The organism is Oceanobacillus salinisoli, assembly GCF_009733865.1.
In the GTDB taxonomy this organism is placed as follows: Bacteria; Bacillota; Bacilli; order Bacillales; family Amphibacillaceae; genus Oceanobacillus; species Oceanobacillus salinisoli.
In genome coordinates, this window is record NZ_WOFB01000022.1 from 17,269 (window position 1) to 30,858 (window position 13,590).

The 13,590-nt window shown below is 37.5% G+C and carries 17 protein-coding genes and 4 riboswitches; all 17 genes read right to left on the reverse strand.

The annotated features are described in order from the left end of the window. Positions 1 to 19 precede the first annotated feature (19 nt). Positions 20 to 104: riboswitch (cyclic di-GMP riboswitch) on the reverse strand. Positions 105 to 370: 266 nt separating this feature from the next. Beyond that, positions 371 to 682 carry an STAS domain-containing protein gene (locus tag GMJ66_RS15590; RefSeq protein WP_156291245.1) on the reverse strand — a complete coding sequence of 104 codons (312 nt, stop codon included), beginning with the start codon at positions 680 to 682 and terminating at the stop codon, positions 371 to 373. Between the two features lie 25 nt (positions 683 to 707). Then, positions 708 to 2,795 (reverse strand): flagellar assembly protein A, encoded by a 2,088-nt coding sequence (locus tag GMJ66_RS15595; RefSeq protein ID WP_156291246.1) that lies wholly within the window; start codon positions 2,793 to 2,795, stop codon positions 708 to 710. A gap of 17 nt (positions 2,796 to 2,812) precedes the next feature. Beyond that, entirely contained in the window at positions 2,813 to 3,646 is an 834-nt protein-coding gene (locus GMJ66_RS15600; protein WP_156291247.1) for a PP2C family protein-serine/threonine phosphatase, read from the reverse strand. After that, the gene (locus GMJ66_RS15605; RefSeq protein ID WP_231514949.1) at positions 3,647 to 3,964 is read right to left on the reverse strand and encodes an STAS domain-containing protein; all 318 of its coding nucleotides are present in this window, start codon (positions 3,962 to 3,964) and stop codon (positions 3,647 to 3,649) included. Positions 3,965 to 4,305: 341 nt separating this feature from the next. Further along, positions 4,306 to 4,536, reverse strand: coding sequence for an acyl carrier protein (locus GMJ66_RS15610; protein ID WP_156291249.1), 231 nt, complete (start codon positions 4,534 to 4,536; stop codon positions 4,306 to 4,308). A gap of 3 nt (positions 4,537 to 4,539) precedes the next feature. After that, on the reverse strand, positions 4,540 to 5,595 hold the full coding sequence (locus GMJ66_RS15615) for an alpha/beta hydrolase (RefSeq protein ID WP_156291250.1): 1,056 nt from the start codon (positions 5,593 to 5,595) through the stop codon (positions 4,540 to 4,542). Continuing rightward, a complete protein-coding gene (locus GMJ66_RS15620) occupies positions 5,576 to 6,511 on the reverse strand; it encodes an ATP-binding protein (RefSeq protein WP_156291251.1) in 936 nt (311 codons plus the stop codon). The genes GMJ66_RS15615 and GMJ66_RS15620 overlap by 20 nt, the downstream gene beginning before the upstream one ends. A 19-nt stretch (positions 6,512 to 6,530) precedes the next feature. Next, positions 6,531 to 7,247 (reverse strand): SDR family oxidoreductase, encoded by a 717-nt coding sequence (locus GMJ66_RS15625; protein ID WP_156291252.1) that lies wholly within the window; start codon positions 7,245 to 7,247, stop codon positions 6,531 to 6,533. A gap of 1 nt (position 7,248) precedes the next feature. Beyond that, positions 7,249 to 8,064: a 6-carboxytetrahydropterin synthase gene (locus tag GMJ66_RS15630; RefSeq protein ID WP_156291253.1), complete on the reverse strand. Its 816-nt coding sequence runs from the start codon at positions 8,062 to 8,064 to the stop codon at positions 7,249 to 7,251. Positions 8,065 to 8,080: 16 nt separating this feature from the next. Continuing rightward, positions 8,081 to 8,656, reverse strand: a complete 576-nt coding sequence (gene folE / locus GMJ66_RS15635; protein ID WP_156291254.1) for a GTP cyclohydrolase I FolE — start codon at positions 8,654 to 8,656, stop codon at positions 8,081 to 8,083. A gap of 111 nt (positions 8,657 to 8,767) precedes the next feature. Beyond that, positions 8,768 to 8,851: riboswitch (cyclic di-GMP riboswitch) on the reverse strand. Between the two features lie 328 nt (positions 8,852 to 9,179). Beyond that, the gene (gene motB, locus GMJ66_RS15640) at positions 9,180 to 9,959 is read right to left on the reverse strand and encodes a flagellar motor protein MotB (protein ID WP_156291255.1); all 780 of its coding nucleotides are present in this window, start codon (positions 9,957 to 9,959) and stop codon (positions 9,180 to 9,182) included. Then, on the reverse strand, positions 9,952 to 10,737 hold the full coding sequence (gene motA, locus GMJ66_RS15645) for a flagellar motor stator protein MotA (RefSeq protein ID WP_156291256.1): 786 nt from the start codon (positions 10,735 to 10,737) through the stop codon (positions 9,952 to 9,954). Before motA ends, motB begins: the two co-directional genes overlap by 8 nt. A 191-nt stretch (positions 10,738 to 10,928) precedes the next feature. Beyond that, the gene (locus GMJ66_RS15650) at positions 10,929 to 11,144 is read right to left on the reverse strand and encodes a helix-turn-helix domain-containing protein (RefSeq protein ID WP_156291257.1); all 216 of its coding nucleotides are present in this window, start codon (positions 11,142 to 11,144) and stop codon (positions 10,929 to 10,931) included. Beyond that, positions 11,141 to 11,635: a response regulator gene (locus GMJ66_RS15655; protein WP_331279692.1), complete on the reverse strand. Its 495-nt coding sequence runs from the start codon at positions 11,633 to 11,635 to the stop codon at positions 11,141 to 11,143. Before GMJ66_RS15655 ends, GMJ66_RS15650 begins: the two co-directional genes overlap by 4 nt. After that, positions 11,598 to 12,176, reverse strand: a complete 579-nt coding sequence (locus GMJ66_RS15660; RefSeq protein ID WP_156291258.1) for a sigma-70 RNA polymerase sigma factor region 4 domain-containing protein — start codon at positions 12,174 to 12,176, stop codon at positions 11,598 to 11,600. Before GMJ66_RS15660 ends, GMJ66_RS15655 begins: the two co-directional genes overlap by 38 nt. Before the next feature lie 186 nt (positions 12,177 to 12,362). Further along, positions 12,363 to 12,446: riboswitch (cyclic di-GMP riboswitch) on the reverse strand. Positions 12,447 to 12,824: 378 nt separating this feature from the next. Continuing rightward, positions 12,825 to 13,037, reverse strand: a complete 213-nt coding sequence (locus GMJ66_RS15665) for a DUF2187 family protein (protein ID WP_156291259.1) — start codon at positions 13,035 to 13,037, stop codon at positions 12,825 to 12,827. Between the two features lie 8 nt (positions 13,038 to 13,045). Beyond that, on the reverse strand, positions 13,046 to 13,303 hold the full coding sequence (locus GMJ66_RS15670; RefSeq protein WP_156291260.1) for a hypothetical protein: 258 nt from the start codon (positions 13,301 to 13,303) through the stop codon (positions 13,046 to 13,048). 134 nt (positions 13,304 to 13,437) lie between these two features. Then, a riboswitch (cyclic di-GMP riboswitch) is annotated at positions 13,438 to 13,522 on the reverse strand. Positions 13,523 to 13,590 lie beyond the last annotated feature (68 nt).

Genomic DNA, 13,590 nt, shown 5'->3' on the forward strand with positions numbered 1-13,590 from the left:
ATTAATCAAAACCATCTTCTTCGGTGACCCGGCTACCATAGCTTCATCGCTTTAGGCCCGTAGTTTTGCGTCCTTACCTTTCAGCAAGTTTGCCCTTATCGGAATATGTCTTCCTAATTTCATTTTATTTCTCACGTGATGAACTGGCTGCAAGTCCTTAGCGAGAAGAATTCGAGATACTTTAAGAATGATAAATGGAGACAGGCAGCCAGTAAACTACTGATTCGTTCAGAAATGGGTCTCTCCTTGTGGTACTAACAATCAATGCAGTTGATAAAACCATTGAATGAAAACTCACTTTATTGTCTTTAATCCAATAATCACTTCTCCTTATTTCTGTGCATTTCCAACTTCCTTCATACAAAAAAAGTTAAACAAATACTTCCTCACCTAAAATCTCCGGAAGCTGTAAAAGCTCGAATATTTCGAACACCTCTTCCTTTACATTGGAAATGGTCACTTTTGAGTTATTTTCTTTTAATGAGTTCACAAGAGTAATTAATAATCCCATACCAGACGAGTCCACAAAAGGGACTTTTTCAAAACTGACATTTACTTCTTTCGAGTTCAAAAGATTTGGAAGTAATTCCTCTTTAATAATTTCTGTTCCTTCGATGTCCAAATCACCATGTAAAGTAACCTGTACACCATTTTCTTCATTTACAATATTATATTTAAGCATTGGAAACTCTCCTATCCTGTTTAGCTCATTCAAAAATAATTTGATCATTATCATTTAATCGTGCGGTTATATGCTTTCTTTCTTCCTGAAGTTTATAAGATATCTTCCCTATTTTTAGTACAGTACCTTCAAAGGCTTTGGCAAGTTGAATTTTTTGATCTTTAGGGACGGCTACAATGGTTTTTGTACCGCTATTTGTCCCTACTTCATGGATCGTAGCACCAAGTCGACCATACACTTCTCCACCTCGAACAATTCCTCTAACATGTAACTTACCACCTGCATGCACTTTTGTATTAATACAACCTTTTCCAATAATATTGATATCTCCACTGCAGTAAAGGCTACTATTGATCGTATCGGATACGGTAATGTAGGAATTGGGTTCAACAGGAATATCACTTGTATCAGACAGCTCTTTCATTTTCTGTGATAAATTGGTTAGCCGCTCCATTGTCGTTACTTGATTAGAAAGAACAATGAATATTTGCTTAATCGACACTCCTACCTGATGCCATTCTTCACCCTCAATATATTCCCTGCCTTTTTCCACTACTTCCTGATATTGTTTGACATAGGGTAAGAAATTATAAAACTTTTTTTCCAATAAAATCCTAATAAGTGGCTGCAATCCTGTCACAGAAAAATCATTTGATTTAAAGGCAGGAGAGGTCGTCAGCTGTTTAATTACTGTAATCATTTTTTCAACCTGCACATGCATAATTCCAAGCAGATGACCTAATTCTACAACTAACATATTATTTTTACCTGCAGATAGCTCTGAACTTATCACATTTCCTTTTACAACGATTGATTTGGAGGTAGTAATCGTAGCCTCACTCGTTGCTTTATGGATAAAAACATCCCCGCCAGCTTCAACAAGCATATTTTCTTCCACTTCACCTATAATTTCAACATCTCCGTTAAACCGAATGTTTCCGGAGGCTAAGTCAACATTCCCTTGATGAACCAGCTTGGGAAGAATCATTGCCTTAACTAACTGGCCCCTTTGCTCGATGGATGGACGTCCAGACTCGGTAGCAACTAACTTTGCATCTACTTCGATAATTCCATTTTTGGCAACAACTTTCAAAGGATGTGTCTGTTTTGCTGGTAATGGCTCATTTGTTACGGTGATCCCCGGTCTTCCAGGGATGGGATCATGCAGTGTAGCAATAATTGTCCCTTTTTCAACAGAAGGAATGACATTTGTTTCCCGGAAATCCACATTACCGGATTCATCCTCAATTAGGCCATTCATTGGATCCGTTTCTACCTTCAAGTCTATCCAGCCATTTTTGCCAGGTTCTGCTTTCTTTCCTGTTGCAATTTCGAATGTTCCGGGTTCTGTCGTATCTATTGCTCTGATGATTTCATTGTGATTGATTCCGTAAATGACCCGAAGATTTTCCAGCATCCGAACGACCTGATCATACTTTAGTGTGTTTGTTACCTCTTTTGTCTCTTCTACACTTAATTCGATATGCTCATCTGGTTCAATATCTCTTACTCTCCGTTCAACCTTGAACCCCGGTTTCACTTCTAGTATGGCACTTAATTTATCCTTTTCTACACGAACATCCCAAACCGTATATTGCGTCTCCAATGGTTTTATGTTTAACATTAAATGATCCCGTTCAGACACAATCGTTGACTTCTCTGTAACCAATTCATTGTTTTTCATTAATTGAATACCTTCACCAATTTTCACGGTTGCATATTTATTCGGAGAGTCTTTCACATGAATTTGACTATCTTTTACCCAAGCTTTCCCTGCTAATTCATCCATTTCCATTTCAACTGTGTCATTTGCTTCGTTCTGTTCAATTTCTGCCATATCAGCAGCTTTAGGGGATTCACTTTCAAGAAATGTATCGATAAATTCATCCATAGAAGGGGTATTTCCGTGTTCAGGTGCTGTTGGCTCAGCACCACTTGGATTCCCGCCTAATGATAACTTAACGATGGCTTGTTTTCTCCCTAACCCAGCAAATCCCTTTTTTGCCTGCTGGATAATCTCAATATCGACATCTCTCTTATTCACTTCCAATAATTCCAAGCCTAAATGAATTGCCTCTTCAATGTTTTTCCCCTGAGAAATTATACTTTGCATTTGCATACACCCCTCTATTAATTTAGTATTGGGGAATTATAACTGGTAATATCTGTTTTACCATTACTAATCTTTAACAATACCATCGTAATATCATCCTTTTGCGGGACACCTTCTGTAAAGTCATCCAATGCCTGGACGACAGACTCCTCAATCTCATTTACCTGAAGAGAATAGTATTGTATAAGTGTGTCTTGTAAACGTTCCATTTTATACATATCTCCATCTTTATTGACCGCTTCGGTAATACCGTCTGTATAGAAGTAGGCAAGACTTTCTTCACCGAGGTGGATGGCATTTTCATTGTATTGAGACTCTGGTAAACCTCCAAGCATTACCCCTTTTACTTTCGGGATTTCCCTTAAGTCTCCGTCATTCTCGATAACAATTGGCAAACTATGACCAGCATTTGCATACGTTAATGTATCTGTTTCCGGGTCCCATTCTGCACAGAGTACAGTAACAAACGAACCGAGTGCACGAAGATCAGCATATAAGGCTTTATTCATTGCCGTTAACGTTTCACCAGGACCCTTCGTACTCTCCGAAGCACTCCGGAAAGCGCCACGTGTTAAAATCATTAACATCGCTGCTGGAATTCCTTTTCCCATCACATCTCCAATAACGATGCGCAGTTTTCCATTTGGAAGCAAATAAAAATCGTAGTAATCTCCTCCAATTAACCTGGCAGGAATGGAAACTCCAGAAACTTCTCCACTTTCAATTTTCGGCTTATCCCCATTTAACAGCTTCATTTGAATGTTTTGGGCAAGTTTGATTTCACGTTGCAACGTTTTGTTTACATCCCCATTACTTTGGCTATTATCATAAGCAAATTCACGTCTGTACATTTACTGCCCCTCCTTTTGCAGTGTCTCCATTATTTGAAATACACCAATCGTTTCCAGGATTTCATGAATAAAGTCCGAAACACCATCCAGTTCGACTTCGAAATGCTTCGTGTTCGCCTCATGAACAAGATTAATAATGGAACCAACACCAGTAGAATCAATAAACTCCAGCTCTGCAAAATTAATGATTACTTTTTTCGTACCTTCTTCAATCGCTTGAATTTCTTTATTAAAAGGTTCCATGGTGGCATAATCAAGGATGCCATTTACGTAAATCGTACATAGATTTCCTTCTACTTTCTTACTTAGTTTGATCATCTCTATTATTTCCCCCTTTGGAAGGTTCGCCCTTCAAATCAAATTTTTCCATATTTTTCAGTAGTTTCTTAGAAATGGTTGAAAGAGATTCGGATTAACTGTGCAAGGATTTCAGCAAATCTGCTAAAGTAATTGTCATCTCTACAGCAGAGTTGGACTGTTCCTTGAATAATTGACGTATATCATGAATTTGATTGCGAACATCCTATGATTTATCATCTTCAATTAAAGGAATAACATAACCTTTCAATCTCTTTCACCATAAAATCTTTTTCAAATGTGCCTAGGACTACTCGATTAGCGTGTACCTCTTTTTAAAATAGATCAAATAACGTCTCCATTTAGTTACCTCCATACAGGGCTTTATATAATTTTTTTGGTGTAGAAAACTGTTCAGAATCTGTTAAACTTCCAAGTCCTGCTCCCGTTTTCTCTGCTAATTCAACGAGAACATTAACCATTTGCAGGGAATCAATACCCAGGTCATCTCTAAATGAAGCATCTTCCTTTATTTCTTCTAACGGGACATGACTAATTTCTGAAATTAACGTACAAAATTGTTCGAACGTCATCTATTATCCTCCCAGCTCTTGACGGAACCAGCTATCTGCAAGCTCACGAATCTCAGCAAGCTTATTATTACAGCAATGTGTTTCATCCGCGTATTCTATCAATCGTTTACCATCAGGCAGTTTGTCATAAAGACTGTACATATCCTGATCCATGACCATGACATCTTTATTCCCATGAAATAATAATATTGGTTTTGTCGTATTTAGCTCTTGTATATCAGGAAGCATTCCAGTTGAGTGCTCCAAAATCCCATGCATTCTTTCCGTAAAATAATCGGGCATCTCGATCTGAACGCTAACCGCTGGACTAACAGCGATAGCCCTGTTCACATACGGATGATTACTGGCCATAATGGACCAATTTGCTCCTGAGCTTGTTCCAAATAAATAGATTTCGGTTTCAGGTAATTCCTTTCGTGCAAGGGAAATAACACGGTCAAGAAATGTGCTCCACCTATCAGTTGTTGCCTTTAATCCATTTAATGTGAATGTTTCCCCTTGACCAGGACCATCAAAACTGAATGTTGCATAGCCTAATTCAATGAAATGATTTTCATAGGAGTAAAGCTCTTCTTTACTCGAATCAATTGGGTTTATAATAATCACGCTTCCCTTAGGTTGAGAAGGAATTCGAATTCTTCCTGGACAAGCTGTTCCATCCAAACTAACCGCTTCATAACGACACGGAATATCAAACAGGCGATCCGCATTGCCAAAGGAATCAAGTGATTTCTTATACCAATCTATTTTTTCTTCCAATCTGTCTGGAAATATCCAATGATTAAGGTTGAAATAGACTCCTGATAATTGATAATGCTTTATGGCCTTCTTCTTCTGCCCATTCACTTCATTATTCTGCGCGATTTGAAAATGCTCTTCTCCAAAACTGCTAAAATATGTTGTCCACCCTTTAATGTCTTCCATTTCATGCTTGGCATTATCCACTACTTCACGTTCTATCCCATGTGCAAGCCATCTATCCCAAAATCCAGCAAATAATTTAGCAGTCATTAATGTTTTTGGAATCGTGCTATTTACATTAGGCTCCATGTTTTTCATTCATTTCATTTCCTTTTCCATCTAAAATTAGAATTAGTGTTGACCCCGTCTCCGAAGTTTCCAATACTACCTGTTCCGCCATTTTCATCATGAGCGTAAATCCTTGGCCAAGGGATTCTTTCGTGGAAAATCCAGCCATGAGTGTTGTCTTTGGCAGAATTTTTAAAGGAAATCCTGGACCCTTGTCCTCGATAACGACATAAAACAAATCACCCGCTTGATACACCAGCATTTTTCCATACTCTGCATGCTTTAAAATATTCGTAACGGCTTCGGAAATAATCAAATTGTAACTAAGGATTTTCGAGCCCTTAACACCCTTTTCGGTAAAGGCATCTTTTGCCGCATTTCTCGCCTTGGCAATATCATGCCGCTCTACTACATCCACTTCACATAATAGGTCTCCACTTTTATAATTCATGACATCCGATTTTTTAATTAACAGAAACTGTCCATGTGTGGCTGCATAAATAACGTCCCGGTACACTTCCCATACGGAACTGCATTCATCAATCTGTTCATCATATTTCACGTCTAACTGAACCTCATTGAATGCACGTGCTAACACTTTTTTGGGTGAAAATAAAGGCTGAATAGCTTTCATTTCCTCTTCAATCACAGCATTCGCCTCAATCCAATCCACCGCTGAATTAGCTAACACGAGAAGTTCCTTAACCACTTCATTTTCCAGCTGTTCAAAGGATTCTGCAGTAAAGGCTATGAAGAACAGTGCTTCACGCTCCTGTTCATCATAATCCAGAGCTGCTGCACAGCGAGAAACCATCCACCCGATTAATGCTCTTCTTTTAACCTGATCATAGCTTGTTAAATGGGAAAGCTTAGGTTCGAATAATGCGGATGGTTCTTCCTTTTTCTTAGGTTTCTCCCGAAGTATTTTTGAAAAAAAATCCTTCATTTTTCATAATCACATCCTCCTACAGAATTCCATAAGGAGGCATGATTGTAATCTCGTCTACTACGGAATTTTTAGGCTGGCATAATAGATAAGAAATATGTTCTACGATAGAGTCCTGTGGAATCATGTTGGACTTATCAAGATCAAAGTCCTTATCATCCCAAAATGAATTATCAATCGATCCCGGTAGAACAGAAGTGATTCGAATGCCCTCACGTCTTAATTCTGCTTGAAGTACTTTTGTTAAACCATAGACACCGAATTTGGAAGCTGAATAGCCACCATTGCCGGGTAATGCCGTCGTTCCTGCAATCGAGACAAAGTTTAAGATTTGACCGTCCTGCTGCTCTTTCATCATCCTGCCAAAATACTTGCACGTTAAATAGGTACCACGAAGGTTTACGGCTAACATGTCATCAAAGTCTTCTGTTTTAGACTCTAGAACACTATCAAACGTGCCAACCCCTGCCGTATTAATGAGCACATCCACACGTCCAAATTTTTCCTTCGCCTTTTCTGTAAACTGCTGAACAGAATTTTCATCCCGAACATCCAACGGAATCAGTAGCACATTTTCTGAGTTAAATTCATTAGACAACTTCTTCACGCTTCTTGCGCCAAGCACCAGCTTTACGTCCCATTTATGTAATGCTTCAGCGGTTGCCTTTCCTATTCCACGGCTGGCACCAGTAATGACAATGACTTTATTTTTCAATTGCGATAGATTTAATGTCATATTATTCACCTGGCCCAAAATATTCGAAGTAATTCTTCTCTGTCTCCCATAAGCCAATCTTATGAAGGTTAGACAAATGGGGATCCAGCATTTCATAAATGACTTTGGCAACAACTTCTGATGTTGGATTTAAGCCTTTAAATTCCTCCGTATCCAAGTTCAAATGCTTATGATCCAACTTCTTCAATACGACCGATTCAACGGTTTTATCTAAATCTCCTAAATCTGTGATCATCCCTGTAACTGGATTTGGCTCGCCTTGGACAGTTACGTCAAGGTAGTAGTTATGACCATGGCCATTGGGATTATTGCATTTTCCAAATAACTCGATGTTTTCTTCTGCGGACAGATGTTCACTATGTAAACGATGTGCCGCACTAAAGTGATATTTTCTTGTTAATGTAACCATGTTTTTCTCTCCTTTTTCTGCAAACAAATAAGGATTTTCATGTAAGCGAAGTCGATGCAGTGTACAATTTTCCAATTGAGGTGCGATGGAATTCCAAAGATAAGTAACGATATTTTCGGTCGTCGGAATATGTTCTTGAAAATAAGCATGGTCCCGATTCAGAAATTTCCCGTCCAGTTCCCGCTCAACCAATCCTCCAACCAGTTGTTTAATATCTACCGTGTTTACCACAATTCCGGATTTTTCATTCAATTCACCCTTCACCATGACCTCTAACTTATAGTCATGTCCATGACCACTTGGGTTACTGCACAACCCGAAAACCTGCTCATTCTTTTCCTCACTCCAATCAGGAATTTCATAACTATGCATGGCCGAAAAATCAACTCTTCTTGACAAATAAAGCATGGTCCTTACCTCCTTCCTACCTAGCGTCTATATTTCTTTCAAACTCGCGAATGAGTGATTCCTGTTCTTTAAATATTCCTTTTTTCACCGTTGTGACCGTAGATGATCCCGGCTTTTTCACTCCTCGCGCGCACATACATAAGTGCTGCCCTTCTAATGTAACGATGACACCCTTTGGCTGAAGTACATTCGCTATTGCACCGGCTATCTGGTCTGTCATTCTCTCCTGAACCTGAGGACGCTTGGAAGTTAATTCAACTAATCTCGCAAACTTGCTAAGCCCAACAATGCGATTACCTGGAAGATAACCAATATGCGCCTTCCCAAAAAATGGGACTAAGTGATGCTCACAAAAAGTATAGTAATCAATATCTTTCACAACGATCATGCCGTCATAGCCTTCTGATTGAAATGTTGTCGTAAGAGCCGTCTCCGGATCCACCCCGATACCAGCAAATACTTCTTCCAGCATTTTCGCTACCCGCTTTGGTGTTTCTTTTAACCCTTCCCTTTCCGTATCTTCCCCCATTACATCCAATAATCCTCGAATGTATCCTTCCACAATATCGCGTTGTATTAATTCTGTTGTCATAGTTACTCCTCCGTCACTTACCTTTTTGTTGTATTAAAATAGTCCACCAAAAAGAATGGTGGACTAAAGTTCAATGCTTTTAGCAAGGAATTCTATCAGTATCCTATCCTTTTCGGTAACCCGGCCGTCCTTGCATAGTGCTTTAGACCCGTGGTTTTGCGTCCTTATTTTTCAATAAGTTTGCCATTTTCGTTGGATGATTTTGTTATAATTTAATTATCGTTCCTTTCCTAAAATATAGATATAGCCATGCAGTGCTATTTTGTCTGTAAATCTATGAGAAGGTATTCCTATTTTTGGATATAATACATTAATCTACATTTTTCGACAAAATTCCCATTACAATAGTACTACTTATTCATAACCACATCAAGAATATACTCGAAAAAGAGTTCTTATTACCTATATCGGTTAAACATATTCGTTCTAATAGTGGTAAGTTTAACCATAAAAGGGGGAATAAAATGGTTTGCTTTCTTGACCATTATAAAAGGCCATTCTTTATACAAAGAATGACCGTCCATTATTCCTCCATATTAATTTCATAATTAGGCAAAATAAGCACTTCTACTCTTCTGTTCTTTGCTCGATTCTCTTCACTGGTATTCGGCACGATTGGGTTATACTCACCATAGCCTTTTGCACTAAAGAGGGTCGGATCAAGATTGCCATTTTCCAAAACCAATGTCATAAAATTAACCGCTCTTGTCACACTTAATTCCCAGTTAGATGCGAATCTTCTGTTATTCACAGGAACATCATCGGCATGTCCGCTAATGACAATTTGATGTGGTGGGTCAGAATATAAAAAGTTAGAAATCTCTCTAGCTACCAATCTGCCATCTGATTTCACGGCAGCACTTCCCGAATCAAAAAAAACATCGTTTAATATTGTTACGAGCAGGCCTTCATCCGTTAACGTAGTCCCTAAATCATCTTCTAAATTATTTTCAGCTATATAGGCATTAATGCTTGCCTGCATCGATTCTAATTCTCTTCTTTCTAATAGAGCTTCATCCACGTATTCCTCTTCTTTTTCCTCTTCGTGTTCCTCTTTACTGTCTTCTTCCACATCACTTGGTGGTCGAACCTCACCTGGCCCTTTATTCTGTTCTAAGATTCCTTCCCCATCGGCAGCAAATTCATCGCGGAAAAAACTGGCCAGCTCCTCATATTTTTGGACATTGATGTCACTCATTGCAAATAAAACGATAAATAATGCGACCAATAATGTTAGTAAATCAGAATAAGGAAGAAGCCAGGATTCATCCACATGATGACCTTTTTTCTTTTTTTTACGCATCTTGATCACCCTCATTTAACTTACTGAATTCTTTGGAAGTAAGGAAAGATCCAAGTTTTTCTTTTACCATGACAGAAGAATTTCCATTTGTAATGGATAAAATTCCTTCAACCATCAATTCCTTTTGCTGTACTTCTTTTTTCGACTTTTCACGTAATTTATTCGCAAAAGGATGCCACAAGACATAACCAGTAAATATCCCGAGCAGCGTAGCAACAAACGCCGCTGAAATCGCGTAACCAAGAGCATCGATATCGGACATATCCGCTAAAGCTGCGATTAATCCGACAACCGCACCTAATACCCCTAGTGTAGGTGCATAGGTACCAGCCTGGGTAAATATGGCAGCGCCCTCTTCATGACGCTGTTCCATAAGATCAATTTTTCCTACCAAAACATCCCTTATGTATTCTGGATCATGGCCATCTACTACTAATTGTAAGGCGGATTTCAGAAATGGATCATCCGTCGTATTCAGTTTGCCTTCCAATGACAATATTCCTTCTTTACGTGTCTGATCCGCCAACTCGCCAAACATCTCAATTAATTCCATATTGCTTTTTTGCTTCTCTTCTGTAAATAATATTTTAAATAGGCTAGGCACTTTCCTTAATGTACTGCTGGGAAAGGCAATGATAACTGCCGCTGCAGTACCGATAATGATAATAAGAATGGCAGCTGGATTAATAAGTGCCGTAACACTTACCCCTTTTAATACCATCCCCACCCCAACGGCAATGATTCCTAATAATAAACCTACTAATGATGCAATATCCATGCTTTACCTCCTGCAAATATATAATTAAGCTACGAACGTTTGTACAATAATGTAACTGTTTATTATATCGGTTTATTCATTCGATTTATAAATAGAAATATTTAGTAGGAAATTTAAAATGTCCTGGGATGTGTTGATTGAAATAAATGAGGGCTTCTAGAAAGTGAAAATAGCTTGGGTATACCTACAAATTAAATTAATGTACCGTTTTTAATTAATCGTGTAACTTTCGTAATCGATATCCCTGTTTCTGAGGAAATATCCATCGCATTTGATTTTGGATGTTTCTTTAAAAATCCCCTGATTTCTTTAACCATATACATTTCTTCGTCATAACATTCTGTACACAAGTCATGAAACAGCTGACCCATTTTCCCGCAATTCACGCAAATACCCGATTTCTTCATATTTTTTTCTCCTCCAGACATACGCTATTTTTATTTCTATTATACTCTTCATTGTGGTTTTGTAGTTTTATAATTATGTCTACTATATTATTAAAATCCGGTTTTACAACAAAATCTTTTGCACCCATTTTTAGTGCTGAGATTATATTTGACTTTGTACCCATTGATGAACACATAATCACCTTAGCTTCTTCGTCAAATTCTAAAATTTCTTTTAGTGCTTCTAACCCATTCACCTTAGGCATCGTAATATCTAGGATAACGACATCAGGCGTTATCCTTTTATATTTTTCAATCACGTCTTTTCCATCAGTGGCTTCAACGATATCGGTATATCCACTATTTGCAAGTATATCTTTTAGCCAATTTCTCATAAACCTTGAATCATCTGCTATTAGAATTGTACTCATCATATACACTCTTTTACTTTGTCCTGATTTTTTTGGAGGGAGGTTATTTAGTATGAATTCTTTTATATCTTCTTTCCACACTGACAGCACTTCGATTCATAATTTCGCCTATTTTCTTATAGGTTAAGCCTTCTTTACGTAAATTAATCAATTCCTTGTCTGCTTTCGTTGTCCAGGCTTGATACTTCTTTTTCTTTTTCAAAGATTGATCCATTTCGTTTCGTCTTTCCTGATTTACCCATAACGGTTCTGGAGCAAGAATATGAGGCTCTATGTCAGTAAATTGTACTTTTTCTTTATGATCCTCGGCCCATTCCCAAAAGTCTTCCGGACTGATAAGAAAGAACGTTCTTTCTTCCTTTGTCACACGCTTTTTACATTTTAAACCATGTCTGATAACCCAGCCCTCTACCGTTTTCCGATCAACACCAATAATAGTTGCTAACTCATGCATCGTTAACATTCCAGTTTGTGTTTTGGTATTATATACATTCAGCCGCTTCATTTTTAAATTCACACTTTGATAGGATCTTCCTAAATTTTTAGCGATGGTGGATACTTTTACAAAGCCCGCGCCATCTTTTAAGTATTCAATCTCTTCATTACTCCATGTCATTCCCATTGATTAATCATCCCCTTAAATATTTTGAATCGTTCGCTATCGCTGTAGTTATTAATCCTTACAAAATCATTCATTATATACCTAGGGTGGATGAAAACAACTATTTTCCCATAAAAATAGTCCACCAAAAAGAATGGTGGACTATAGTAGTTTCGGATAGTCAAAAACTACTAATTCCCATCCTTTTTCGGTAACTCGGCGATCATAGTTCAAAACCTTAGACCCGTAGCTTTGCGTCCTTACTTTTCAATAAGTTTGCCATTATCGTAGGATAATATTTTTTTACAATTTAATTGTATGTTGGTTGCATTTTGCGATCATTCTACATGATTCTATTTCACTAAATTAAATTCAACATATAACAGCATAATATGCGAAATTGAAATATGCAATATCTAATCTTGTTTTTATATAAAAATTTTACATTCGATATAGTTTGAATTCGGATTAAAAAAAACTGCATTTGCTTGTCCTTTATCGAATGTATTCATTTACCTTATACTTGGGATATAACATTTTGGCTGCATCAAATTCGACTACCCAATTGTGTAAAAAATGACTTAAACTAGTATCAATTAAGCTAGTTAAGCCATTTAAACTTGTAGAGAACTAGAATTTAGTTGTACAGAGACTAATCATATTGTAACATTACATAATCATATAATTGCCATGCCTAACTACGGTGTTTGGCAATTCATAACCTAATGTTCTCGCGGATTCCTTCGATATTTCAACTAGTACACTGTTATCTCTTACTTGAAACACCTTGCCCTCATATTGGTTATTTTTTCTATCAAACACCACTTTATCTCCAACACTCACGTTGTTTTTTAGGGATAAGTTATTCTTTGCTTTTTTCATGTCTGCAACTATTCCTTTCCGACTAATAATGGTGCAGCAAGGTAACTGTCAGGATGAGACATAATCTGCTGTTTATATGCGATGTCAAGGTTTTGTAAACAATCTGTTCTAAATCCCTCGTCACATACAAAATCATTTAAAATATCACTCTTTATTGTTGAGTAAATTTCTAGCAAATCACTTTCTATGGTTTCCTTGTCAACCATTCCAATCCCTTTTAATATTTCTTCCCTAAAATACTCTACAGTTCCAAATAATACGGTCACTCCGGGACATCCACCTTTCATGTTTAAATTCATGTAAAAGTTCCGTTACTAACCAAAGGTAATAAAAAAGTCCACTAAAAGACAATAGTGGACACAAATCTGCACAATGGTTTCAAACAACCATTTAACCGACTTTTGGCAGTCCGACGATCTTAGTTTCATAACCTTAGACTCGTGACTTTGCGTCCTTATCTTTCAATAAGTTTGCCTTTTACATTTTTATAGTTAAATAGTAATGCTAAAGGAATAATTTTTCAATGTATTTTTTTAAAATCAAACAAATTTCC

Bases quoted from the DNA above. Each gene is read 5' to 3' on its own strand.
- GMJ66_RS15620 (WP_156291251.1), bottom strand. From the start codon at position 6,511: ATGAAGGATTTTTTTTCAAAAATACTTCGGGAGAAACCTAAGAAAAAG.
- GMJ66_RS15625 (WP_156291252.1), bottom strand. From the start codon at position 7,247: ATGACATTAAATCTATCGCAATTGAAAAATAAAGTCATTGTCATTACT.
- folE (WP_156291254.1), bottom strand. From the start codon at position 8,656: ATGACAACAGAATTAATACAACGCGATATTGTGGAAGGATACATTCGA.
- GMJ66_RS15600 (WP_156291247.1), bottom strand. From the start codon at position 3,646: ATGTACAGACGTGAATTTGCTTATGATAATAGCCAAAGTAATGGGGAT.
- GMJ66_RS15650 (WP_156291257.1), bottom strand. From the start codon at position 11,144: ATGAAGAAATCGGGTATTTGCGTGAATTGCGGGAAAATGGGTCAGCTG.
- GMJ66_RS15630 (WP_156291253.1), bottom strand. From the start codon at position 8,064: ATGCTTTATTTGTCAAGAAGAGTTGATTTTTCGGCCATGCATAGTTAT.
- motA (WP_156291256.1), bottom strand. From the start codon at position 10,737: ATGGATATTGCATCATTAGTAGGTTTATTATTAGGAATCATTGCCGTT.
- GMJ66_RS15615 (WP_156291250.1), bottom strand. From the start codon at position 5,595: ATGAAAAACATGGAGCCTAATGTAAATAGCACGATTCCAAAAACATTA.
- GMJ66_RS15595 (WP_156291246.1), bottom strand. From the start codon at position 2,795: ATGCAAAGTATAATTTCTCAGGGGAAAAACATTGAAGAGGCAATTCAT.
- GMJ66_RS15610 (WP_156291249.1), bottom strand. From the start codon at position 4,536: ATGACGTTCGAACAATTTTGTACGTTAATTTCAGAAATTAGTCATGTC.
- GMJ66_RS15665 (WP_156291259.1), bottom strand. From the start codon at position 13,037: ATGAAAAAAGCAAAGAATAACTTATCCCTAAAAAACAACGTGAGTGTT.
- GMJ66_RS15605 (WP_231514949.1), bottom strand. From the start codon at position 3,964: ATGATCAAACTAAGTAAGAAAGTAGAAGGAAATCTATGTACGATTTAC.
- GMJ66_RS15590 (WP_156291245.1), bottom strand. From the start codon at position 682: ATGCTTAAATATAATATTGTAAATGAAGAAAATGGTGTACAGGTTACT.
- motB (WP_156291255.1), bottom strand. From the start codon at position 9,959: ATGCGTAAAAAAAAGAAAAAAGGTCATCATGTGGATGAATCCTGGCTT.
- GMJ66_RS15660 (WP_156291258.1), bottom strand. From the start codon at position 12,176: ATGGGAATGACATGGAGTAATGAAGAGATTGAATACTTAAAAGATGGC.